A 22,591-nucleotide genomic window follows, 5' to 3' on the forward strand; every position below is an offset into this window, starting at 1 on the left:
GCCCAAGCCGGTGGCCAAGCCGCATGCCGTGCAGCGCCCGTTAACGCCCGTGGTCAAGTCAGATCCCGCACCCGCCACACCTGCGGCGGCCGCTCCCGTGGTTGCGCCCACGCCCGCTCCGCCGCCTCAGCCCAAGACGATCACCCGAGGCGTGGAGTACGTGCATGAACCCGAACCCGAATACCCCGACAGTGCCCGTGAAGAGGGCAACGAAGGTACCGTGATTTTGCGCGTGTTGGTGGATACCCACGGCAAGCCCGGCGCCGTGGATATCGTGCGTTCCTCGGGTTTCGGCAGCCTCGATGAAGCGGGCAAGACGGCGGTGCGCGGCGCACTGTTCAAGCCCTATCTGGAGGATGGGCATGCGGTGTCGGTGTACGTGATCGTGCCGCTGCGCTTTCAGCTCGACAGCTAGCACTCACCCCTATTTTTTATTGAAGGGCCTCCCGGTCAGGGCAGCGCTCACCCCAAAGAAAGGAAAAACACATGGAAACCGTAACACTGGGTTTGAATGTTTTGTGGCAACAGGCCGACGTGGTCACCCGAGGCGTGGCCTTGATGCTGCTGGTGATGTCAGTGGCGTCCTGGTACGTGATGCTCGACAAACTGCTGCGTCTGGCGCTGTTTCGGCTGCGCTCGGCCAAGCTTTTGGCGGCGTTCTGGGGCGCGCCGACACTCAAAGATGGCGTGCAGCAATTGGGCCAGGGCAGCGCCTGGGCTGAAGTGACCCACGCCGGTATCAGCGCCGCGCGCCAGCACCGTGATGCGCTGGATGGCGACATGAACCCGCCGCCGTTCAGCGAATGGCTGACCCGCGCCTTGCGCCAGTCCACCGCGGCCATCGGCGGCAAGTTGCAAGGCGGTATGGCGATTCTGGCCACCGTGGGTTCCAGCGCGCCCTTTGTCGGTTTGCTCGGCACCGTGTGGGGCATTTATCACGCCTTGATGAAGATCGGTTTGTCCGGTGACGCCAGCATCGACAAAGTCGCCGGCCCCGTTGGCGAAACCTTGATCATGACGGCCCTGGGCCTGGCCGTGGCCATCCCCGCCACCCTGGGCTACAACCTGCTGGTGCGCAGCAACAAGCAGACCCTGGCAGAGCTGAGCAAGTTTGCCTTCGAGCTGCACGACCTGCTGGTGATCGGCGCCCGCGCCACCCCACGCAACGGGCTGCCTGCCCACAGCACCTTCAATGCCCAAGCGGAGTACGTCTGATGGCCGGTGGACTGTCGGGCGGGGACGACCTGGAAGAAGACGGCTTTAACCCCGAGATCAATACCACGCCGCTGGTGGACGTGATGCTGGTGCTGTTGGTGATTTTCATCATCACCGTCCCGGCCATTCAGCACTCGGTGAAGATCGACCTGCCCAAGGCCGCCGCGCAACAGGACAACAAACCGCCGCCGTCGGTAGATCTGGCGCTGGACAACGATGGCCACCTGCATTGGGAGGACCGAGACATCAGCGACAGCGACTTGCCCGCGCTGATCGCCGAGGCCGCCGCACGCCAACCGGTCCCCGAATTGCACCTGCGCGCCGAGCGCAACACGCCCTATGAAAAGGTCGTGCAGGTGATGGCGGCGGCGCAGTCCGGTGGTCTGGGCAAGATTGGTTTCGTGACCCAGGCCGTTACCCCCTAACCACGGCGTCGCCCTTCGCCCCACCCGTTTGGCCGGCCTTTATAGCCGACCACGGCGAAGTGCGCGCCACAGAAATCAACCAGGCCGTGAATGGCCGTTTTCGAAGGTGCAGTCATGTTTCGCAAATCCCCGTTGTATGTGCGTGCAGGTCTCGGTTTCGCAGCGCTTGCCATGGCCACGCCGTCTTTTGCCGCCGATGCTGCAGCGGCCATCGACGACAGTGCCTTGGCCACCTTGCCGCAAGTCACGGTCAAAGCCGCCAAGCGCAAACCGGCGCTGCATCAGCAGACCAACAGCGGTGCCCTGGGCAGCCGCGCGGTGATCGATACACCGTTCTCGTTCAAGAGCGTCGGCAGCAGCGAAATCCAGGACCGCCAGGCGGGGATTTTGTCTGAGGCGGTCAAGTACGACGCGTCGGTCACCTCCATCAGTTCCAGCTATGGCACGCACCCGGCCACACTGGCGGTGCGCGGCCTGCCGCTGGATGACCTGAACGGCTACAAGGTAGATGGCATGGCCAACATCAACCGTGGCGTGGAAATGCCCCTTGAGATGTTTGACCGCATCGATGTGCTCAAAGGCCTGTCGGGCTTCATGTACGGCTTCGGCAGCCCGGGCGGGATCGTCAACTACGTGACCAAACGGCCAACCGACAAGACCACCTTCAGCGTGGACGCCGGTTACGAATCCAACAACCTGTACAAGGAACACCTGGACGTCGGCGGCCGCCTGGATGACCCGCGCTTCGGCTACCGGGTCAACCTGGTGCACGAAGAAGGCGATGCCGTTTCGGGCGACGCCAAGGTCAACCGCACAGCCGTCGGCGTGGCCCTCAACGCGCAACTCAGCGATGACCTGAGCCTGGACTTCGACACGCTGTACCAGACGCGTGATACCAGCGGCGGCACCGACATCATCGTCAACCCCAAAAACGCCTTGCCCAAACCCATTGATGGCAGCAAACGCCTGTACAGCAATGGCTCCTTCACCGATGTGGATTACAGTCTGTCGACGCTCAGTGCGACCTACAAATTTTCACCCGACTGGACCGGCAAACTAGCCTACCGCTACAGCGATTCGACACGCCGTTATTTGAAAGACCAGTACATCATTTCCAGCGATGCGGGCGGCTACTCCGACAAAGCGTCGGCCGAGTACCACGGCTACGATTACAACGACGCCATGGGCACCCTGGAAGGCAAGTTCACCACCGGCTGGTTCAGCCATGACCTGGTACTGGGCAGCAGTTACTCGCAACTGAACTCCGAAAAATCCGTGGTCAGCCCCAAAGGCACCGTGGGCAAGGGCAACCTGTACGACCCGACGATCTTCTCGGTGTACAACATCGACTACAGCGGCGGCACCTACGGCGATGACAACATTAAAGAAAGCGCCGTATTCGCCAGCGATACCATCGGCCTGGGTGAACACTGGTCATTGCTGGCGGGCCTGCGTAACGAAGACTTCCGCGAGGAGACTCACGCCTCCTCGACCGCCCCTGCTGTCCAGTACAAGGCCCGACCCGCCACGCCAACGGTGGCGTTGATGTACAAACCCAACAAAGACGTGACCGTGTATGCCAGTTACGTCGAATCCCTGGAAAACGGCGGCACCGCGCCCACCACGGCGGTCAACTCCGAACAGACCCTGGGCCCGCTGCGCAGCAAGCAATACGAAGTGGGCGTAAAAGCCCAGCAGCGTAACTGGAGCGCGACGGCGGCAGCGTTTCGCATCGACCGGGGCGCCGAGTACACCAACGATGCCAACGTCTTCGTGCAGAGCGGCACCATCCGCTATCAAGGCCTGGAGCTGAACGCCAGCGTCGATGCCACCCCCAACCTGACCGTGGACGGCAGCGTCATGTCACTGGACTCGGCCTACCACGATGCGGGCGACGGCGTGGATGGCAACCGCGCCGCCGGTGCAGCGCATTATCAAGCTGCAACACAAGTCACGTACCGTGTCCCGCAAGTGCCCGGCATGTTCCTGCACACCGGCGCCCAGCGTATCGGCGAAATGGCAGTGGACTCAGGCAACGTGCACACCCTGCCGGCCTACAGCCTGTTCGATGCCGGTGGCGGTTATCGTCTGCATTTGAGCGGCGGACATGCACTGACCTTTGGCGCCAACGTCAGCAACCTGGCCAACAAAAAGTACTGGACCTTCTATCAGGAAAACTACCTGCAGCCGGGTTCGCCCCGTACGTTAACCTTCAACACGCGTTATGACTTCTAGGCCCGCAATGATAAAAACAACGTTCTTGAAGTACACGGTTCTGGCGCTGGGCATTTGCCTGGCGTTGCCCTCTGTAGCCGCACCACTGGACACCAGCGGGCTGCGCCTGGACAAAGTCGTGCTGGTGATGCGACACGGCATCCGACCGGCAACCGACACCGCCGCACTGCAAAGCTGGTCAGCCAAGCCATGGCCAGCGTTTGACGTGGCCGACGGCCAGTTGACCGACCATGGCCGCGCAGCCATCGTGCTGCTGGGCCAATGGCAACGTGGCCTGCTCGATTCGCTCGGCCTGTTCAAGGCCGGGCAATGCCCGCCAGTGCAGGCGGCCTACGTGTGGTCGAGCCCGGTCGCACGCACGCAAGCCACCAGTGCGGCGTTGGTACAAGGGATGTTCCCGGGCTGCAACGTCGCCGTAAACCATGCACAGAAAAACCAGGACCGGCTGTTCCACGCGACCGAAAATGGCCTGGCCCCCTTGGACCCGGCGCGGACCAAAGCGGCAATATTGCACGCCATGGGCGGCAGCCTCGACGCTGCCCGTGAACGCTATGCCGCACCGGTGCTGGCCATGCAGCAAGTGGTCGGCGTGCCGTCCACCTGCGAGCAAAAGACCTGCGCCCTGAGCGAGCAACCCTGGGCGCTTAAAGAGAAAGCCAGCGTGGTTAAACTCAGCAGCCCATTGGGCGTGGGCGCGGGCATGAGCGAAACCTTTCGCATGCAATATGCCGAAGGTTTGCCGCTGGATCAGGTCGCGTTTGGCCAAGGCCGAAATGCTGAAGAGGTATCGCGCCTGATGGCTTTGCGTTCGGCTAAATACGCCCTCAGCAACCACGTCCCATACATCGCCCAGCGCGGTGCTTCGCAGTTGCTCGGGCAAATCCTGTTGGCTTTGCAACCGACCGCAGCGGGCAGCCCGCCCGGCACCCAATGGCTGGCTTTCGTGGGCCACGACACCAACATCGCGCAGTTGCGCACACTGCTGGGCTTTGACTGGAAAATCGCTGAGTACCCCGAAAACGATGCCGCACCGGGCGGCACCCTTCTGTTTGAACGCTGGGTCGACGACCACACCGGCGCGCAGTTTGTCAGCGTGGCGTATGTGGCGCAGAGCATGGACCAATTGCGCAGCTTGTCCGACACACCGCCCTATCAGGTGCAATACCCCGGTTACGCGGGCAAAGCCTTGATGCCATTGAAGGGGTTTGTCGCCGAAATGGAAAAACGCATCGACCCTTCGGCGACCGAAGTACAGCATTACCTGGGCCAGTAAGTCGCTCTGCAGCCATCAGATCCAGGGAATCAAAACAATCGCGGCAAGGGGCAGCGTCACCGCCGCGAGCAGGGTTTGGCTCGCCACGATGCCGGCCATCAGGGGGGCGTCACCCCCCAGTTGCCGCGCCATGATGTAGGACGACGATGCGGTGGGCAGTGCCTGGAAAAGGACTGCCGCAATCGCCGCTTTGCCGTCCAGGCCAAACACATGGCACGCGCCTACCGTCGCCAGCGGCATGATCACAAACTTGGCCAGTGATGAGTACGCAACCGGTCGCACCCAACTGCGCACCGACCCCAGCTCCAGGGCCGCCCCGACGCAGAGCAAACCGAGGGGCAACGACGCCTGCCCCAACGCCTTGAGCACCGGTTCAATAACCACCGGCAGTCCCAGCCCCAGCACCTGAAGCGCTATCCCGCCGAAGCAGGCCAGCACTAGCGGATTAAGCGCCAATTGCCGGGCCACCTTGCCCGCCGTCATCTTGGCCCCGGTGCCGTACCGTACGAACACCAGCACACACAGAATGTTCACCGTCGGCACAATGGCCGCGTTGGCGACCGCCGCCAGGGCAATGCCTTGTGCGCCGAACAAGCCCGCGACAATCGACACGCCGACATAGTTGTTAAAGCGTATGCCGCCCTGAAACACCGAGGTAAACGCCGCATCACTGCCCTTGAGCAACGCGCGGCTGGCGACCAGCGCCACAGTGACTGCACAGGTCGAAAGCACCAGCACCAGAGCCATGCCCTTCACGGGCACGTTGTCCAGGCTGGCCGTGGCCAAGCCATGTAAAAACAGCGCTGGCAGGAGAACGTAATAACCCAAACGCTCTGCCTGCGCCCAAAAACTGTCAGCCAAAAAATGACTGTGATTGAGCCAGGCGCCGAGGGCGATAAGCAACGCGATGGGCGCCAAGGCGAGCAGCAGTGCGAGGGTCATGACCGTGGCCCTGCTGGGCGAATCGAACCGTGACAACTTTCGATCATTTTTACGCAAGCGGCAGGTGACATGGAGCTCTCCGGGCAACGGTTGGATGAGCACCACGATAAAAACTCGCGACCTAAAATAAAATCGACTTAAAATTCAGCCATCAACAAGTTTTGCTCATAGGTCATCTGGCCGGAGCATGGCGTTGAACGGCCTGCGCGAGGGCGGCGGCCAATCTGGCCAACGGACGGTCTTCGCGCTCTAGCAAGACCACGCGGCGGATCTTTTGTGGCGAGCCGAAGGGCTGGATGTCGAGATGGCCCAACTGCGCGAGGTTGTGACTGGACAGCGGAATCACCGCCACCCCAAGCCCGCTGCTGACCATCTGGATGATCGCCTCCTGGCTGTCCAACTCCATGCTGGTGAGCACGCGCAGGCGCATCCGCCGTAGCTCCTGCTCGATGGTGCGTCCGGCCCAGGCCCGGCGATCAAAACGAATGAACGGTTGCTGTTGCAGTAACTGCCGAAAATCCTGCCCCGCCAACGAACCCGGCGCAATTATCCAGAAGCCCTCTTCATAGAGCGTGGTACTGACCAGGCCATAAGGGTGCGGGCGCACAGGTTCGGTGGTGATTGCAACGTCCAGTTCGCCCGCCTCAACGCGCACGGCCAGTTCCGCCGACATACCAGAAGCCACGTTGATACGCACATGCGGGTGCTCAGCCGACAACGCGGCCAGGGCCGCAGGCAACGTGCTGGCGAGTGCCGTGTGAATGGCACCGATCTTCAACCGGCCGCGCAGCTCGTTATCCCCGCCAATTTCAGCCGCAATGCCGTCATACAGCGCCACGATCTCCCGCGCCCGCTCCACCGCTACATGTCCCGCCTCGGTGAGCACCGGCAAACGCCGCGAGCGGTCGAACAAGGTCGCATTGAACGTCTCTTCAAGGGACTTTATGTGCAGGCTCACCGCAGACTGCGTGAGATGTACAGCCTCCGCAGCGCGCACAAACGAACCGTACTGAGCAATGGCGATCAAGGTGTGAAGGGCGCGTAGTGACATGGTGATCTCTGTGGCTGTTCAGGCAGTATCCAATTGATGGGGTGGTGTAGGTGTAAAGACGGGCTGTAACAGCCAATGCGCAGGTATGTACTTATCTAGTGCACCTGAATTAAGCATTTCTCTGAACATAAAGGCTCCAGTTTTATACAAAGAGCCTTGAAATGGACCCTAAACCGATTTTTTGCTTGCACCTGGAGCCTCTATGAACACTAGAGCGGGTTCCACCGAAACACAGGTATCACCGGCATTAAGCCCTGCCTTCATAACCCCCGATGATGCCGCTGTCTATGCCCACGATCTGATCGGCAGCCGCCGCGACAAGGAATACGGTGGTTTCATATTGAGCAAGGATAATTACCACTATGCGACGCTTCCCATGTCCAACGAGGGGAGCTTGTTCCGCCCCTCTGATGTGCTTGAACGATCACCAGAGGGTGACATGCTGCCACCCGCAGGGTATGTGATTGAAGGGTTGTATCACTCTCATGCCGCGTTCCAGCGCGCAGACGCAACAAGGGATCCCGAGAATGAGTTACAAGATAATTTTTTCTCATTGATGGACTTGCGAACGGCCATTTCGTTTCGTCACAACTATGCACGCTTTTATTTATCCAACGCAGACAAAAGCCTGATTTGTTATATAGCCAGCGGCTCACCCACCGAACAAGCTTTGGAACCGTTATTAAGGCTGGTACATCCGGGCACACCGGGTCACCTTGAACAACAGTCTACGAACAGTATTTTTCTGCCCAGTCACTTGCTCACACTGGTTTACAGTGGCGGGGCGCTGACAGTCCTTCAGCCGGGAGCATTTTGGACCAGACGCGGCAGAATTTCTGCAGGCTGGCGAGAATGGCAGGCAGCCTATGTTTGGCAAGCCAGCATCCCCCCTATTTGTGGCCCTGTACTGCTAACTGCTGATGCTGCTGCCTTGTTTGCAGATGAACTAATCAGGCAACGCCCTTATGCTCAACAGGCAGGCTTTATTCTCAAGCACTTGCAGACCGAGTCATTTATTTGCACGCGACCACAGCCTACGGTTTACGAGACGTTTGATCGCCCTGATGTCTTCCCCAGAGACGGCAATGGCCTGCCACAACTGCCTGAAGGGTTTCGAATGTTTGCCGTGTACCACTCAGCGGATGTCCATAAGCTTGTAGCACCTGCAACCGAGTCCAGGGTGCTGAACGATTTCATGTCCCCTGACAATGTCTGGATTGATTTTCTGTTGATGCAAGCGACCCCAGAAACTCACGCCTACTTTTCTGCCCCTGAAGGGGCATTATTGAGTTATGAGCGAAATTCTTCAGGGTCAGCACTTGAAGCGCAATTGACTGCCAACGCTGCGCACCCCGACGAATTAACCAGCCCATTGCAAAGACAACTCATGGGAGGTGAATTAACGGCAATTGAGTTTGTGCGACGTGTAGCAGCAGCATTTGCACTGAGGGTTGTGAAGACCGACGACGTATGGACTCAAACAGGACGGGTGACTGAAAGCTGGGAGCCTTTCGCATCGGGGCCATACACCTGAAGAAAATCACAGGTATAGGCATACGCAAAGTGCGGGGATGGCTTTCACGCCATTGATCTACAGACTCAAAATACCTATATTTGAGTCTATGGATTAAAAATAAGGCACCGAAAATGACATTAGCCCATCCAGCTCAAGCCCTCACCAAAGATCAGTGCGTGGCCGGTCTTCGGGTGGCGGTGAACATTCTCGAAAAATGGCAGGCATCGGGCGAGCAGGCCTGCCGTATTTTACGAATCTCTCGAAGCACTTATACCCGCGCCAAACAGCGGGAGGCTGAGTGGTCTGTCGGGCTGGACTCAGACCAAATGCAGCGCATCAGTTTCGTGCTGAACATTCATGCAGCGTTACGCCTGGTGTTCGACAACCCCGAGAACGTTTATGGCTTTGTGACCATGGCGAACGACAACGAATTTTTTAATGGCCGCACGCCGCTGGAGGTCATGTCGCAAGGGGACATGATTTCTCTGTACGAGACCTATCGGCGCATTGATGTACTGCGGGGTTCGCAATGGTGACCTTGAGCCAGTTGGCAGATCTGCCCGGCGAGCTACTGCACGCCTATCGACTGGTCAATTCAAAATTCCCGCCCATTGCCCTGTTTGATGACGTGGCCGATGCCGCCGCCTTTGAAGCGCTGTACCAGATTCAGGCGCTGACCAATCCCCGGCTGCAAAATGAAGTCGGCCGCCTTGAGCTGATAGCGCGAGCAGAGATTCCGTTTGGTATCCCGGGTTGCTCTTACGCGACCGCCCCGTTCACCCACGTCAACCCCGAGGGTTCGCGTTTCAGCAACGGCCGTTTTGGCGTGTTGTATCTGGCGGCCAACCTGGAGACGGCGCTGGCGGAGGTCCATTATCACCAGGACAAATACTGGGCAAATATTCACGGGCTCAATTACGAGCGTTTTGTGTTCCGCGGGCTGTGCTGCTCTTTCACTGACGCGTCGATGAAGGACGCAACGTCGCTGCCCATGAGCGATGCCATCTATAACCCCGACGATTACACGCACTCGCATGCGTTGGGCAAAGCCGTGAAAGACGCCCGATGCCCAGGGCTGCGGTACAACTCAGTGCGCTTGGAAGGCAACCACTGCTGGGCACTTATGACCCCAAGCGCCGTGTCGTCGATGGTTCAGTCAGCCCACTACGAGATGATCTGGAATGGGCGTATCACCAGCGTCAATAAAATCAGCGAAGCTTAATCGCCAAGAGCAGGCGTAGCGCTCAGCCCCTGCTCTTCCAGCAACTGCACAAAGCTGCTGAGGTTTCGCGACACGGCCCCGCGCCGCCAGACCAGCCAGGTGGTCAGGTAGCGGAACTCGGCGGCCAGCGGCCAGATGCTGACCGTCGCGCACCCCGGCATGCTGTTGAGCATGCTGCGGGGCATCAGCGCCAGCCCGGCGCCAGCGCTGACGCAGGCGAGCATGCCGTGGTAAGACTCCATTTCGAAGATTTTGCCGGGCACGGCGGCGTCGGTGTTGAACCACTTTTCAAAGTGATGACGGTACGAGCAATTGGCCCTGAAGGCGTAGATGCTCTCGCCGTTGACGTCGGTTGCGCAGCGGATCGGCGCGTGGTGGAGCGGCGCGATAATGACCATTTCTTCTTCGAACACCGGCACACCTTCCAGCGCCGGATGCAGCACCGGGCCGTCGACGAACGCAGCCACTAATCGACCCGACAACACGCCTTCAATCATGGCCCCGGACGGCCCCGTCGAGAGGTCCAAGTCGACCTTGGGGTGTTGTTGGTTGTAGGCCGCCAGCAAGGCGGGGATCCGCACCGCGGCAGTGCTTTCCAGTGAACCCAGCGGGAATGCACCCTGGGGGTCTTCGCCCGCCACCGTCGCCCGCGCTTCTTGCACCAGGTCGAGAATGCGCCGCGCGTAGTCAAGAAAACTCCAGCCCGCCGGTGACAGGCGCAAACGGCTTTTCTCGCGGATGAACAGGTCGACACCCAGATCCTCTTCGAGCTGTTTGATCCGCGTCGTCAGGTTTGAGGGCACACGATGGATGTGGGTTGCCGCAGCACTGATGCTGCCGTGGTCCACCACCGCCTTGAAGATTTCCAGTTGCACCAGGTCCACAGCCATTCTCCAATCGTGAAAGAAACGATCTCTATTATTCAGTTTCAAGAAATCTTTAGCCACCCTACTCTGTGCCCATCTACTCACTCAGCAGGACCATGCCATGAGCCCGATTTCCAGCCAGACCCACGCTATTTCGATCAACCCGACCACGGGCGAGCAGATTGGCCACTACGCGTTTGAGTCCGCCGAGGCTCTGGACGCGGCCCTCACCCGCGCCGCGTCGGGCTTCAGCCGCTGGAAGCGCACGCCGTTGCAGGCGCGCTCTGCGGCCATGGTCGCGCTGGCCCAGGCGCTGCGCGACAACGCTGACGCCATGGCAACCATGATCACCGAAGAAATGGGCAAGCCGATCACCCAGGCCCGTGGCGAAATCGAGAAATGCGCCAAGCTCTGCGAGTGGTACGCCGAACACGGCCCGGCCATGTTGGCCGCTGAACCGACCCAGGTCGAAGGCGGCAAGGCACGCATCGAATATCGCCCGCTGGGCCCGATTCTGGCGGTGATGCCGTGGAACTTCCCGGTCTGGCAAGTGCTGCGCGGCGCGGTACCCGCGTTGCTGGCGGGCAATACCTACGTGCTCAAGCACGCACCGAATGTGATGGGCAGCGCCTACCTGATTCGCGACGCCTTTGTGCGTGCCGGTTTTGCCGAAGGCGTGTTTGAAGTGGTCAACGTCACCCCGGACGGTGTGTCGCGCGCCATTGCCGACCCGCGCATCAGCGCCGTGACCCTCACCGGCAGCGTTCGCGCCGGTACCGCCATCGGTGCACAAGCGGGTGCTGCCCTGAAGAAATGCGTGCTGGAGCTGGGCGGCTCCGACCCGTTCATCGTACTCAACGACGCCGACCTCGACGCCGCCGTGCAGGCCGCCGTGGTCGGTCGTTATCAGAACTCGGGGCAAGTCTGTGCTGCCGCCAAGCGCCTGATTATTGAAAAAGGCGTGGTTGAGGCATTCACTGAAAAATTCGTCGAGGCCACCCGCAAACTGGTGGTGGGCAACCCGCTGTCCAGCGACACCTACATCGGCCCGATGGCGCGCTATGACCTGCGTGATGAACTGGACCAACAAGTGCGCAACACCCTTGAGGACGGCGCGACCCTGTTGCTCGGCGGCGGCAAAGCCGAAGGGGCTGGCAACTTTTATGAGCCGACGATTCTGGCCAACGTGACCGACCAAATGACCTCGTTCAAACAGGAACTGTTTGGCCCGGTGGCATCGATCATTACCGCCGAAGACTGTGCGCACGCAGTCGCCCTGGCCAACGACAGCGATTTCGGCCTGACAGCGACCATTTACACCGCCAATGTCGAACTGGCCCAGCAACTGACCGGCGAGCTGGAAACCGGCGGCGTATTCATCAACGGTTACTCGGCCAGCGACCCCCGCGTGGCTTTCGGTGGCGTGAAAAAGAGCGGTTTCGGCCGTGAACTGTCGCACTTCGGCGTGCGGGAATTTTGCAACGTGCAAACCGTGTGGCTGGACCGCAACTGATTAACCCCGCAACACCAGGGCCAGCACCTTGATCAGGTGACTGGCCCTGTCTTCATTTAACGCTTGACCCCATTGGCCTTAAAGAGCCATTCAAACGCCTGCTCCAAGGTCGGTGCGGGCGTTTCCAACGGATTCGCGCTGATCTGTTCGGCGGTGCGCTGAAACAGGTCTTTTACCCCCGGCAACACAGCCACCGGCATATCGGCGGCGCGCAACTGGCGCTCAGCCTCTTCCACCTCTTTGAGGCGGCGCGGCGCATGCAACACGTGCGTACGGATCAAAGCACCGAGAAAGTCGCGCAGGCTGGCTTGATCAATGTCGCTCAAGGCGTCGTGCAGCTTGTCGGTCACGCCCTGTTTTTCTGCGGCCATAAAGCACTCGATGGTCAGCGCCTCCAGCCCTTTGGTAAACACGCTGCGCAAAATTTTAAGCGCAGCCGCATCGCCCGCCGCCCCCCCTTCAACCGCCTTGAGCGGTGCGCCGATGGCCGTGTACAGGCGCTGCGCAGGTTCAATGCCGGGACCTGCGCCCAGCAAGTTGGTTTTCTCATGGGTCAGCGCGATGGCGCCGAGGATTGCCACGTCGACGTACACGATGCCCGATTGCGTCGCCTGCTCGGCAGCGATTCTGATCTGCGCCGGGTCTGCGGTCGTCATGTCGATGTACAGCGCGCCCTTGCGCATGTGGGCCAGCGCCTGCTCGGCCACCACCAGCGACACTGTGCCGAATACGCACGACACGACAACGTCGCAGTCTGCAGCGATAGCACCGACTGAGGTGGCGATATCCAGGCCCCGCTCGGCGGCAAACGCCTGGGCGGTGGCTGAGGGTTTCAGGTCGCACAAGATGATGTCATGCCCTGCCGCTGCCCATGGCCGCGCATAAGTGAGGCCGACTTCGCCCGCTCCGACAATTGCGATTTTCATTGTTAGGGTTTCCGATTATTTGGCCGCGTAGGCGCCCTTGTAAGTTCCGGACGCGATTTGCGCCATCATCTCTGCTTCTTTTTGTTCGGTCCCAAGGCACCGTTGCAACAGTGCTTCTGCCTGCTCGGCCGGGAACGCCACGATGCCATCGTGATCGCCGACAACGATGTCGCCCGGCGAGATGATCATGCCGCCAATGCTGACCGGTACGTTAATGTCCCCCGGCCCGTTTTTATACGGGCCGCGATGGTAGGCGGCCCGGGCAAACACCGGGAAGCTGCCCTTGCCAATCGTCGCCAGATCACGAATGGCGCCGTCTACCACAATGCCTGCCGCGCCACGCTTTTGCGCGATGGCGGTCATGATGTCGCCCATCAAGGCCCGGCTGATATCACCCCCGCCATCCACCACCAGCACCTGCCCGGGGCTCAGGATTTCCAGCGCCTGATGGATCGCGCGATTGTCACCGCACGGGACTTTCACGGTCAGGGCGGTGCCGACCATGGTCCCTTCAATGCGATGGAATGGCGTAAGTGGCGCACCAGGCAGACGATCCAGGCAATCACTGATAATGGACGTCGAGGTGCGGGCATAAGCGGCCAGCAGCACATGCAAGTCTGGCGTTGAGGCGATAGCGTTCATGGGTGTTCCTCAGGTGGCGTATGGCTTTGAGGATAAAGACCCTGAAAAATAGAAAAAGCGATATTATCGTATGCCCAAACATGCCCAACAGGAATGTTAATGATCAACCTCCGGCAACTCCTTGCGCTGCACTGGATCGAACGCCTCGGCACTTTCGAGCGTGCGGCCGAGCACCTCAATACCACGCAGTCAGCCATCTCCAAGCGCATACAGGAACTGGAGGCCTCCACGGGGCTGCAACTGTTCGACCGTTCGCAACGCGGCGCACGGCTCACGGCCATCGGCGAAGAAATGCTGGTGATCGCCCGGGAAATGCTCACCCTTGCAGAACGCATCACCTCACTCAAGGACGGCACCCACGTGGTGACTCGACGGCTCAGGCTGGGCGTGACCGAGCTGACGGCGCTGACATGGCTGCCCCGGCTGATTGCCAAACTGGTGGAGGATTTTCCGGGGCTAACGGTTGAGGCTGAAGTCGACATGAGCCGCAACCTCCATGAAAAGCTCGTGGACGACCTGGTGGACATGATTATCATCCCTGACACCTTCACAGCACCCGAGATCACTGCGGTGCCGCTGGGCATCGTTGAAAACGCCTGGATGGCAGCGCCCGGCGTCGTCGAGCATTCGGGGGTGGTCGGGCTGGCCGAACTGGCCAAGTACCCGCTGCTGGTACAAGGCAAAAAGTCGGGGTCGGGTTTGTTTGTCAACAAGTGGCTGGGGACCATGGGCATCGAGCTGCCCAAGATGCTGTCCTCGGACAGCCTGACGGCCATGCTCGGGCTGACCGCCGCCGGGCTGGGTGTCACATACCTGCCGCTGGAGTGCTTTCGTCCGCTGGTGGATGAGGGCAAATTGACGATCATACACACCGACCCGCCCTTGCCGCCCGTGCCCTACATGGCGATGTACCGAAATGATCGGCCCTCGGCGTTCGTGAGCGAAGTGGCGATTCGGGCCGTCGAGCAGTGTGATTTTTCGCGGCAACTGCAAAGCTGAGAAGGTGCAGATGACGGTCGTCAACACACCTTCCCGGCGTGGGCCGAAGCCCGTTAATGGGCAGCCCGGTTACGCACTCGCCAGCGACTCGTCATGGTTGGCCGGCTCGTTAATCGAAAGCACAAAGACCAGCGCCGCCAGTGAGCACACGCCCAGGAAGATGAACACCGCCGTCCAGCTGTAGCTATCCAGGAGCAAGCCGGTGATCAGCGGCGCCATCGCCCCGCCGGCCTGGCCGGCGCTGTTGACCACAGAGGCCGCCACCGGGTAAGTGGTGCGCGTGGTCAGGCCCATGGAGTACACCGAAAATGACGAATAACCGATGTTCAACAGAAAGCCCGTGCCAAACAGCAGCAGGCTGACCGAGAGCAGGTCATTGGGTGCATACACCAAGGCAACCATCATCAGGCACGTGGCCACAGCGCTGATCATCATCGTCGGCTTTCTGCGACGGTCCAGCACGGTGTCGGACAACCAGCCCCCGACGATATTGCCCAGCACGCCGCCAGCAAAAGGCAAGGCCGCCACGAAACCGATCTGCATCAGTTCAAAATGCTTCACTTCCCCCAGGTACTTGGGCAGCCAGGCGAGCAGCACGTTGACCACGCCGGTCATCAACAAATAGCCGAGGCCGCAGCCCCATATGTTCCAGGACGCAAACACAGAGCGGGAGCTGGCCAATCGCGGGGTTTGCTTGTAACGCAGCAAAGTGTCCAGCGCACCGAAGCTTTTGTGAGTGCGCACACTGTCGGTTTTGCTGGTCTGCTGGTCTTCGATATAGGTGGCTTCTGCGTCGTTGACCCGGCGACCCGCGCGTGGATCGTTGGGCACCAGCCACCACCAGATCAGCGCCAGCACGACGCCGGGGATGGCGAAAGCAAAGAACATCGTCCGCCAGCCATCGAGCATGATCAGCGCTGCGCCAATGGGCGGAGCGATCACTGCGCCCATCTTCGCCGCCGACAGAAAAGCCCCTGTGGCGAGACCTTTTTCACGTGCCGGGAACCAGCGATTGATCGTACTCAGCATCGACAACGGCAGGGCCGCTTCGGCAATGCCCAGGGCTGAGCGATAGATTTTCAGCAGCCCAAAATTATGCGCGGTGCCAATCAGCAGGGTGACGATTGAGGTCAAGCCAATGGAGACCGGCGCAACAACACGCACGCCCACTTTGCTGAGCAAAAAGCCTGCAGGAATTTGCCCCAGGGAATAAAACAGAAAGAACGCGCTGACCAGCAATCCCGCCTGGGCATTGGTCGCCCCGAACTCTTTCTGGATGTAGGGCAAGGCGATACCAATGTTGGCCCGATCGGCGGCGGCCAGCATGTAAACAACGACGATGACGGACAGAACAACCCAGCGATACTTTGACCTCGCCTGAGCGGCAACGTCGGTGGCGGCGATTGCGGTCATGAACATTCCTTTTTTTATGCTTATTGGAGCCGCCATGTTCTGCATTCGGCGATGTCGATAAAAGCGATAAATAAGAAACCTTATTCATTCCTTTTTCGCATCATTAAGTGTTGGTCTTCAGGGGTATCACGGCAGGTGTGAGCGCAAAAAAAGGCACGACACTTGACCGGGTGTTCTCTTAACTCCCCCTCGCCACGTGCGGTGCAAAGGGAAACAGGAGACTTCAACACCTTGGGTCAAGCGCGTGCCGAACGCTCAGCGGAGCGAATCAAATAATCGTGACGTGTTTACGCCTGCTCAGTGGGCAGCAGTTCGGAAATCTCGATCAGGTTGAGGTCAGGGTCGCGAAGATAAACAGAGCGAATGGGGCCGGTAGCTCCCGTACGCTGCACGGGACCGAGCAGAATCGGCCAGTTCTCGGCTTCCAGGTGGGCGATGACCTCATCCAGGGTGACGGTGGCGATAAAGCAAAGGTCGAGCGCCCCCGAGACCGGCAAATGAGCTTTGGGTTCGAACTCAAACCCGCGCACGTGAACGTTGATCTTCTGCTGGCCAAAATGGAACGCCATCCGCCCGCCCGGCGAAGGCACAAATTGCATGCCGAGCACACGCAGGTAGAAGTCTTTGCAGGCTTCAACATCAACGGTGGTCAACACTAAGTGATCAAGGTGTTTAATCATGGGGCGCCCTCCAGCGTTTCAAACACAACCTGCTTGTTCGAGGTTGTAGCGGTTCTAACATTAAATGTGGGCATTTAACGCGTGTGGGTTAAACGACGTTTCTTGGCTCGCCACGGACAAAGGCTTCAATGTTGTCGACCAATTGATCGGCCAAACCTTGTACGGCCTCATCACTCGCCCACGCAACATGGGGGGTGAGAATAAAGTTGGGCCGATCCACCAGCGTCATGAACGGATGATCCGGCGCTGGCGGCTCGGCCATCACCACATCAAAACCCGCGCCAGAGATCTGCCCCGCTTCCAGGGCCGGGCCGACAGCGCTTTCGTCCACCAACCCACCGCGTGCGGTATTGATCAGTAAAGGCTTGCGGCGCATCAGCGCAAACTCTGCGGCGCCAATCATGTTGCGGGTTTCGGGTAGCAGCGGGCAGTGCAGGGTCAGGATGTCGGCTTCAGCCAACGTCTGCTCAAACGGCACATACAACGAGCCAAGCCCGGAGTGGCCTTTGTACCCGGCGAAAATCACCCGCATGCCGAGCCCGCGCGCCATGTTGGCGACCGCCTGCCCCAGTACTCCATCACCGATGATGCCAAGGGTGGAGCCGGCCAGGTCCTTGATCGGGTAATCGAAGAAGCAGAACTGTTGCGCCTCTTGCCAGCGCCCTGCCCTCACCGCGTCACGGTACGCACAAATGCTCCGGCGCAGGGCAAAGATCAGGGCAAAGGTATGCTCTGGCACCGTGTTGACGGCGTAGTTGCGGATATTGCTGACCACGATGCCGCGCGCCTTGCACGCCGCAATGTCGACGTTATCGGTGCCCGTTGCGGCAATGGCCACCAGGCGAAGGTTTTTCGCCGCAGCGATGACTTCACCGCTGAGCTTTACCTTGTTGAGCACAACGATGTCGGCATCGGCGATCCGCTCAGCCACTTGCTCGGGAGCAGTGCGCCCCCAGGACTGGATCTCATGCGCAAAGGACGGCGCCCGCAGCACGGTCTGTGGCGACAGCGTGTCCCGGTCAAGAATGACGATCTTCATGCGGTGTAACCCAGGCGTGCCAACTGGGCATCAATCCAGGTGATATCCAGGCGGTCTTCTTCGATTTCTTTAACGGTCATTCGTTACTGGCCCATCAACCGGCAGGCATCCAGCACCTGCTTCAACGCACCAGTGCGTTACTGGCAGATGATATGGGCCTTGGCAAAACACGTCAGGCCATCATTGCGGCTGCTGTAAGGGCGGCAAGCCGGCCTATATTGGTCATCACCCTATCAACGCTGATCATCAACTGGCAGCGTGAAATTCAGATGGTGTACCCAGAGGCCAGAATCGGGCTGCAGGTTTTTGACACATCTTCCCAGTGGATCATCACCAACTATGAGCGCTTGGGGGACTACGTCCTGCAGGCGGCTCACTTCGAAGTGATGATCATTGACGAGGCCCACCGTCTGAAAGAGCCCACTGCGGCTTGGACCCGCCACGGCTTCGACATTGCAGCAAAAGTGCCTAATCGCTACCTCTTGACCGGTACACCCGTTCTGAATCGCGAATCAGAACTGCACACGTTGTTGCGCCTGTCCGGACACCCGGTGGGACAGCTACCCCTCAAAGACTTCTGCGAACAGTTCGCTGGCAGTCAGGATTTTCGCAAAAACCTGCGCGATGCCATTGGCGACTGGATGCTACGTCGGCGCAAAGACGTCTTGCCCGGACTCAAGGGCAAGCAGCGACAAACATTACCGGTCGAACTCTCTATGGAAGAACGTAGTGAGTACGATCGCACTCGTCTTGAAGACAGGCCCTGCCTTGCCAGACTCGGCTCACTTCGCCAACTGTTGGAGCAGGTGAAAATTCGAGTCGTGATGGAACTGCTCGCAGAGCTGGACGTCGAGGACAAGGTAATTTTGTTTTGCGAATTCAAAGACACTGTCAGCAAACTGCGATCACTGTGTGTAGTCACTGGTTATGGGTGCGTCTCCTTGGTAGGCAGCGACTCGATTGGCAAACGACAAAAAGCGATCGATGCATTCCAGAGCGATCCCGATAGCCGGATATTTATTGGCACGACTTCAGCGGCGGGTACAGGCAACAATCTGACCGCCGCGAACTACGTCATGTTTCTTGGTTTGCCCTGGACACCAGGTATGCAAGAACAGGCTGAGGACAGAGCTTATCGCAACGGACAGATGCGCATGGTCGTGGTGAAAATCCCGCTGGTGGAGAACACCATCGACCAAATGCTGTGGCAGATGTTGCTTGATAAGCGGCAGATTACTCAGGATTTGATTGAGCGGGATGTAGCGGTGAACAATCGGGCGGAGTTGGCAGGTTCGCTGTGACCGGTCAGAACTTAGAAAGGTTAATGGGCCATCTACCACGAAGGGCTGTTATCGAAACGGAGTGCCCATCATGTTAGACAGCAATCGGCCAGAAACCGACGTTCGTCACTATCAAGCGGATACCCTCAGATTAGCCTTAGTCCTCGCCGCATTTTTCTACCGTCTACCCTCCCCCGAACGCCACAAATAACGACCACCATCGAAAATAAGCAAGCCCACTGCCATCCAGATTGGGAGGTACGTCATCCACTGCTCAGCTCTAATCTGCTCACCCAAGGCTAGGGCCACAGCGACCATCAATATCGGTTCAACATAACCTAGTAGACCAAACAGGCTGAACGGAAGAATCTTGCTAGCAACGGTGTAGGCCATAAACGCGGCCGAACTGATAACCGCTAACAGAACAAGCAGAAAATACAAACTCGGCGTCCGGGCGAAGGCATCCGCCACTGGTTGCTGCCCCATAACAAAATAGGCAGCAACCGGAAACGTAAGCAGTATGTCAAACCAAAGGCCGCCGAGATGTGCCGTGGCGAGTTTACGTCGCAACACGAAATACAAGGGGAAACCGAAAGCTACCAAGAGCGTCGACCATGATAGATGCCCGACTTGGTACAGCTCGTTAACCGCCCCTATTGCAGCGCAAAGGGCTGCAATTTTTTGTGTGGATGTCAGGCGGTCGCCATACAGAATCCTGCCGACGAGGAGCATCACAAGCGGTAGAAGGAAATAGCCTAGAGAAACATCGAGCCCATGACCGTTTAGTGGTGCCCACATGAACAGCCACTGCTGCATGCCTAGCAAAAAACTGCTCAGAAATAGCGATACGAGCATTTGTGGTTTTCGCCTGAGGCATTGCCAGACTGCATTTACATGCCGCCATTCGCCGCTGAGCACTAGAAAAGCAGTGATGCAAGGTAACATCAGCAGCATGCGCCACCCGAAAATTTCCTTTCCGCTCAGGGGGGCAAGCAAGGTCGCGTAGTAGTACAGGATGGCAAAAAGGCAGGATGAAACAATAGAAAGAGCAACACCTGTGAACAAGGGGCCTCCACTAATTTGGGGAGAATTGAGGATCAGCCGGTCAAATGGTCCATGGAGGTGTAGGGCTGAACTTGGACTCGATCCATTGTTTGAAGGCGACGACCACGGCACTAGGAAATTTAGCCGAGGGCCTGACCAAATAGACTCCGCCAGCAGTGTCCAATTGCCAGTCAGGCAGGACATGCACCAGGTTACCGGTTGCAATGTCGCTACTCATCAACCACTCACCTGCGCCCAGTATTCCCGTAGCAGCGCAGGCCGCCGAAAGTAACGACTCGCTATCGTTGGCCGTCAGGTTTCCTTTTGGTAAGACCGTCTGTATTTCGTTACCGCGATGAAGTTTCCACTGAGGAAAAGTTGCAAGACCGCTGAAGCGAAGGCAGTTGTGTTTGATCAGATCCTGAGGAGTTTCAGGCATGCCGTGCTCGCTGATGTAGGCAGGTGAGGCGGACAATATTCGGCGATGGTCACTCAGTTTACTGGCGATCAATCTGTTGTCCTCCAGCTCTCCAATTCGAATTGCAGCGTCAAAGCCTTCATCAATGAAATCGACAAGTCGCTCGCTATAGTCTGCAAAGATTGAGACATGAGGATAAGCCTTTAGAAATTCCGGCAGTAGCGGGGCAAGCCAACGTCGCCCCATGGCTGCGGGCAGTGCGAGTCGCAAAGTACCTCGAATTTGGCTCGCACCCTGGGTTGCTTGCTGCTGCGCTTCATTCATCAATTCGATGGCTGAGCGCAGACGCTGCTCCAACTTGGCACCTACTTCAGTAATTCGAACCTGTCGGGTTGAACGCTCCACGAGCCGCACACCGAGGCGCTTTTCCATCGACGCAAGTCGTTTCGAGACGATCGTAGGGTGTCGCTGCAATAGCCGGCCAGCCCCGACAAAAGATCCTTGCGAAGCGACTGCCAGAAACGCAGCGATTTCGTCACTGTGATGATTATTCAAAACATCAAGATTCATGGTTTTAGAATTATCGCCCCCGATGAACGCCCGAATTCCAGATCGGCATGCGCCGTTGCTGCGTCAGCCAGTGGGTAGCTTGCCCAGATCCGGGGTTTGATAATACCCGCAGCCAGTGCTGCCAAAACATCCTGAGCACGTTCCTGATACTCAGTGACACTGGTCGTGTAGGCTGCCAACGAAGGACGTGTCAGGAACAACGACCCTTTGGAATTGAGTGTCGACAGCTCCACGGCTGACGGTGCGCCCGATGAAGCGCCGAATGAGACCATCAGACCACGGGGACGCAAGCTATCCAGGGATGCCTGGAAAGAAACGCGCCCGATTGGATCATAGACGACGTCTACCTTTTTCCCGCCAGTGATACGAGCAACGTCCGACGCCAGGCTGTCGGCATCAAACACCAGTACTTCGTCGCAACCCAACGCTCGAGCCTTTTTGACACTGGCCGGTTTCGAAACCACACCGATCACGGTTGCACCCAAATGCTTTGCCCAAGGCACCATGATCTCCCCCAGACCTCCGGCCACACCGTAGAGGAGGATGATTGTGCCCTGTCCGACGGGATAGGTGGCTTTCAAAAGGTACTGTGCCGTGATGCCCTTGAACATGACGGCGGCGGCATCGTCGAACGACAGTGCATCCGGAATTTTAACCAGCCGCTCCGCCGGGTAAAGCCGAGCTGAAGCATACGAGCCAATAGGGCCGGTAGCATAAGCGACGCGATCCCCAACTTGCACATTGCTGACACCGGTACCCACTACGGCAACACGCCCGGCGCCTTCCAACCCAAGTCCAGATGGCAACGCGATGGGAACCACTCCCTTGCGTTGAGTGACGTCGAGAAAGTTGACTCCAATAGCCTCTTGCTCAAGCCAGACCTCACCTTGCCGTGGTGATTGCTCGCTCAGTATCTCCAGGTTCATTACTTCAGGATTGCCGAACTGATTAACTCGGATCACGGATGCCATGGTTATTTCCCCTTCAGCCAGAAGCTTCCTTCACATTGATGCCTTTAGTGTGAGAACTGACCGTGCAATGAACAAGACTGTCTTGTTGCAGATCATTCATGCACATAGTGCAGCAATGGTCGATAACATCGCACTTTTTCCCAAAGAGCGATGCGGGTTGTAACGGCTTGAGAGAAGCAAAAAAGTGATGCCGAGAGTCATCGATGGGCCGACTGCTGTCTGCCGCTTAGAGTTGCACACACTATTGGAATTCCGATTAAGCCACCAAAACTCACCCACACAAAAATCCAGCACACCCAATAACCTATTTCCTAATGCCCCCACCCCCACTGACCTGCCAACGTGCCCCCA

General features: G+C 58.6%; 21 protein-coding genes and 1 pseudogene. 11 read left to right on the plus strand and 11 right to left on the minus strand.

All coding sequences use genetic code 11. The features are described from left to right. The 5 genes from GHO32_RS21660 to GHO32_RS21680 all read left to right on the plus strand — a co-directional run. Positions 1–415, plus strand: a 415-nt coding sequence (locus GHO32_RS21660; protein ID WP_153338260.1) for an energy transducer TonB, incomplete at its 5' end; no start/stop codon positions are given. 71 nt (positions 416–486) lie between these two features. Then, positions 487–1,215: a MotA/TolQ/ExbB proton channel family protein gene (locus tag GHO32_RS21665; protein ID WP_153335462.1), complete on the plus strand. Its 729-nt coding sequence runs from the start codon at positions 487–489 to the stop codon at positions 1,213–1,215. Next, the gene (locus GHO32_RS21670; protein WP_153335463.1) at positions 1,215–1,640 is read left to right on the plus strand and encodes a biopolymer transporter ExbD; all 426 of its coding nucleotides are present in this window, start codon (positions 1,215–1,217) and stop codon (positions 1,638–1,640) included. Before GHO32_RS21665 ends, GHO32_RS21670 begins: the two co-directional genes overlap by 1 nt. A 114-nt stretch (positions 1,641–1,754) precedes the next feature. After that, positions 1,755–3,875: a TonB-dependent siderophore receptor gene (locus tag GHO32_RS21675; RefSeq protein WP_153335464.1), complete on the plus strand. Its 2,121-nt coding sequence runs from the start codon at positions 1,755–1,757 to the stop codon at positions 3,873–3,875. A 7-nt stretch (positions 3,876–3,882) separates the two neighbouring features. After that, positions 3,883–5,148 carry a histidine-type phosphatase gene (locus GHO32_RS21680; RefSeq protein WP_178113920.1) on the plus strand — a complete coding sequence of 422 codons (1,266 nt, stop codon included), beginning with the start codon at positions 3,883–3,885 and terminating at the stop codon, positions 5,146–5,148. A 15-nt stretch (positions 5,149–5,163) separates the two neighbouring features. Here GHO32_RS21680 and GHO32_RS21685 read toward each other — a convergent pair whose 3' ends face one another. Beyond that, a complete protein-coding gene (locus GHO32_RS21685; RefSeq protein WP_153335466.1) occupies positions 5,164–6,090 on the minus strand; it encodes an AEC family transporter in 927 nt (308 codons plus the stop codon). A gap of 172 nt (positions 6,091–6,262) precedes the next feature. Further along, the gene (locus GHO32_RS21690; protein ID WP_153335467.1) at positions 6,263–7,141 is read right to left on the minus strand and encodes a LysR family transcriptional regulator; all 879 of its coding nucleotides are present in this window, start codon (positions 7,139–7,141) and stop codon (positions 6,263–6,265) included. A gap of 202 nt (positions 7,142–7,343) precedes the next feature. Here GHO32_RS21690 and GHO32_RS21695 point away from each other — a divergent pair, with 202 nt between their 5' ends. From GHO32_RS21695 to GHO32_RS21705, 3 genes are all read left to right on the plus strand, one after another. Next, complete coding sequence (locus GHO32_RS21695) at positions 7,344–8,675, plus strand: DUF4329 domain-containing protein (RefSeq protein ID WP_153338261.1); 1,332 nt, start codon at positions 7,344–7,346, stop codon at positions 8,673–8,675. A gap of 113 nt (positions 8,676–8,788) precedes the next feature. Then, on the plus strand, positions 8,789–9,193 hold the full coding sequence (locus GHO32_RS21700; RefSeq protein WP_123750043.1) for an antitoxin Xre-like helix-turn-helix domain-containing protein: 405 nt from the start codon (positions 8,789–8,791) through the stop codon (positions 9,191–9,193). Beyond that, the gene (locus tag GHO32_RS21705) at positions 9,187–9,879 is read left to right on the plus strand and encodes an RES family NAD+ phosphorylase (protein ID WP_153335469.1); all 693 of its coding nucleotides are present in this window, start codon (positions 9,187–9,189) and stop codon (positions 9,877–9,879) included. The genes GHO32_RS21700 and GHO32_RS21705 overlap by 7 nt, the downstream gene beginning before the upstream one ends. On the opposite strand, the gene GHO32_RS21710 is transcribed toward GHO32_RS21705, so the two are convergent. Then, a complete protein-coding gene (locus tag GHO32_RS21710; RefSeq protein ID WP_368668478.1) occupies positions 9,876–10,763 on the minus strand; it encodes a LysR family transcriptional regulator in 888 nt (295 codons plus the stop codon). The genes GHO32_RS21705 and GHO32_RS21710 overlap by 4 nt on opposite strands. A gap of 103 nt (positions 10,764–10,866) precedes the next feature. On the opposite strand from GHO32_RS21710, the gene GHO32_RS21715 reads away from it, so the two are divergent. Continuing rightward, positions 10,867–12,258: an aldehyde dehydrogenase family protein gene (locus GHO32_RS21715; RefSeq protein ID WP_153335471.1), complete on the plus strand. Its 1,392-nt coding sequence runs from the start codon at positions 10,867–10,869 to the stop codon at positions 12,256–12,258. Positions 12,259–12,314: 56 nt separating this feature from the next. Here the strand turns inward: GHO32_RS21715 and GHO32_RS21720 are convergent, their stop codons facing one another. Further along, entirely contained in the window at positions 12,315–13,184 is an 870-nt protein-coding gene (locus GHO32_RS21720) for an NAD(P)-dependent oxidoreductase (protein ID WP_153335472.1), read from the minus strand. 15 nt (positions 13,185–13,199) lie between these two features. Next, entirely contained in the window at positions 13,200–13,826 is a 627-nt protein-coding gene (locus GHO32_RS21725) for an RraA family protein (RefSeq protein WP_153335473.1), read from the minus strand. A 99-nt stretch (positions 13,827–13,925) separates the two neighbouring features. Here GHO32_RS21725 and GHO32_RS21730 point away from each other — a divergent pair, with 99 nt between their 5' ends. Then, the gene (locus tag GHO32_RS21730; RefSeq protein ID WP_153332582.1) at positions 13,926–14,825 is read left to right on the plus strand and encodes a LysR family transcriptional regulator; all 900 of its coding nucleotides are present in this window, start codon (positions 13,926–13,928) and stop codon (positions 14,823–14,825) included. Between the two features lie 69 nt (positions 14,826–14,894). On the opposite strand, the gene GHO32_RS21735 is transcribed toward GHO32_RS21730, so the two are convergent. The 3 genes from GHO32_RS21735 to GHO32_RS21745 all read right to left on the minus strand — a co-directional run bounded on the left by GHO32_RS21735 (position 14,895) and on the right by GHO32_RS21745 (position 17,957). Continuing rightward, the gene (locus tag GHO32_RS21735; RefSeq protein WP_218576986.1) at positions 14,895–16,238 is read right to left on the minus strand and encodes an MFS transporter; all 1,344 of its coding nucleotides are present in this window, start codon (positions 16,236–16,238) and stop codon (positions 14,895–14,897) included. Positions 16,239–16,525: 287 nt separating this feature from the next. Then, the gene (locus GHO32_RS21740; RefSeq protein ID WP_153335475.1) at positions 16,526–16,918 is read right to left on the minus strand and encodes a VOC family protein; all 393 of its coding nucleotides are present in this window, start codon (positions 16,916–16,918) and stop codon (positions 16,526–16,528) included. Positions 16,919–17,006: 88 nt separating this feature from the next. Then, positions 17,007–17,957 carry a D-2-hydroxyacid dehydrogenase gene (locus GHO32_RS21745; RefSeq protein WP_153335476.1) on the minus strand — a complete coding sequence of 317 codons (951 nt, stop codon included), beginning with the start codon at positions 17,955–17,957 and terminating at the stop codon, positions 17,007–17,009. Positions 17,958–17,998: 41 nt separating this feature from the next. Here GHO32_RS21745 and GHO32_RS21750 point away from each other — a divergent pair. Further along, positions 17,999–19,258: pseudogene (locus GHO32_RS21750) on the plus strand (DEAD/DEAH box helicase); the annotation flags it as partial. A 156-nt stretch (positions 19,259–19,414) separates the two neighbouring features. Here the strand turns inward: GHO32_RS21750 and rarD are convergent. The 3 genes from rarD to GHO32_RS21765 are packed head-to-tail and all read right to left on the minus strand — an operon-like array spanning position 19,415 to position 22,240. Continuing rightward, positions 19,415–20,302 (minus strand): EamA family transporter RarD, encoded by an 888-nt coding sequence (gene rarD, locus GHO32_RS21755; protein WP_153335477.1) that lies wholly within the window; start codon positions 20,300–20,302, stop codon positions 19,415–19,417. Positions 20,303–20,342: 40 nt separating this feature from the next. Next, positions 20,343–21,269, minus strand: a complete 927-nt coding sequence (locus GHO32_RS21760) for a LysR family transcriptional regulator (RefSeq protein ID WP_153335478.1) — start codon at positions 21,267–21,269, stop codon at positions 20,343–20,345. Next, positions 21,266–22,240 carry a quinone oxidoreductase gene (locus tag GHO32_RS21765; RefSeq protein WP_153335479.1) on the minus strand — a complete coding sequence of 325 codons (975 nt, stop codon included), beginning with the start codon at positions 22,238–22,240 and terminating at the stop codon, positions 21,266–21,268. The genes GHO32_RS21760 and GHO32_RS21765 overlap by 4 nt, the downstream gene beginning before the upstream one ends. Between the last annotated feature and the right edge of the window lie 351 nt (positions 22,241–22,591).

Source organism: Pseudomonas sp. FSL R10-2189, assembly GCF_009600325.1.
Lineage (GTDB): Bacteria > Pseudomonadota > Gammaproteobacteria > Pseudomonadales > Pseudomonadaceae > Aquipseudomonas > Aquipseudomonas helleri.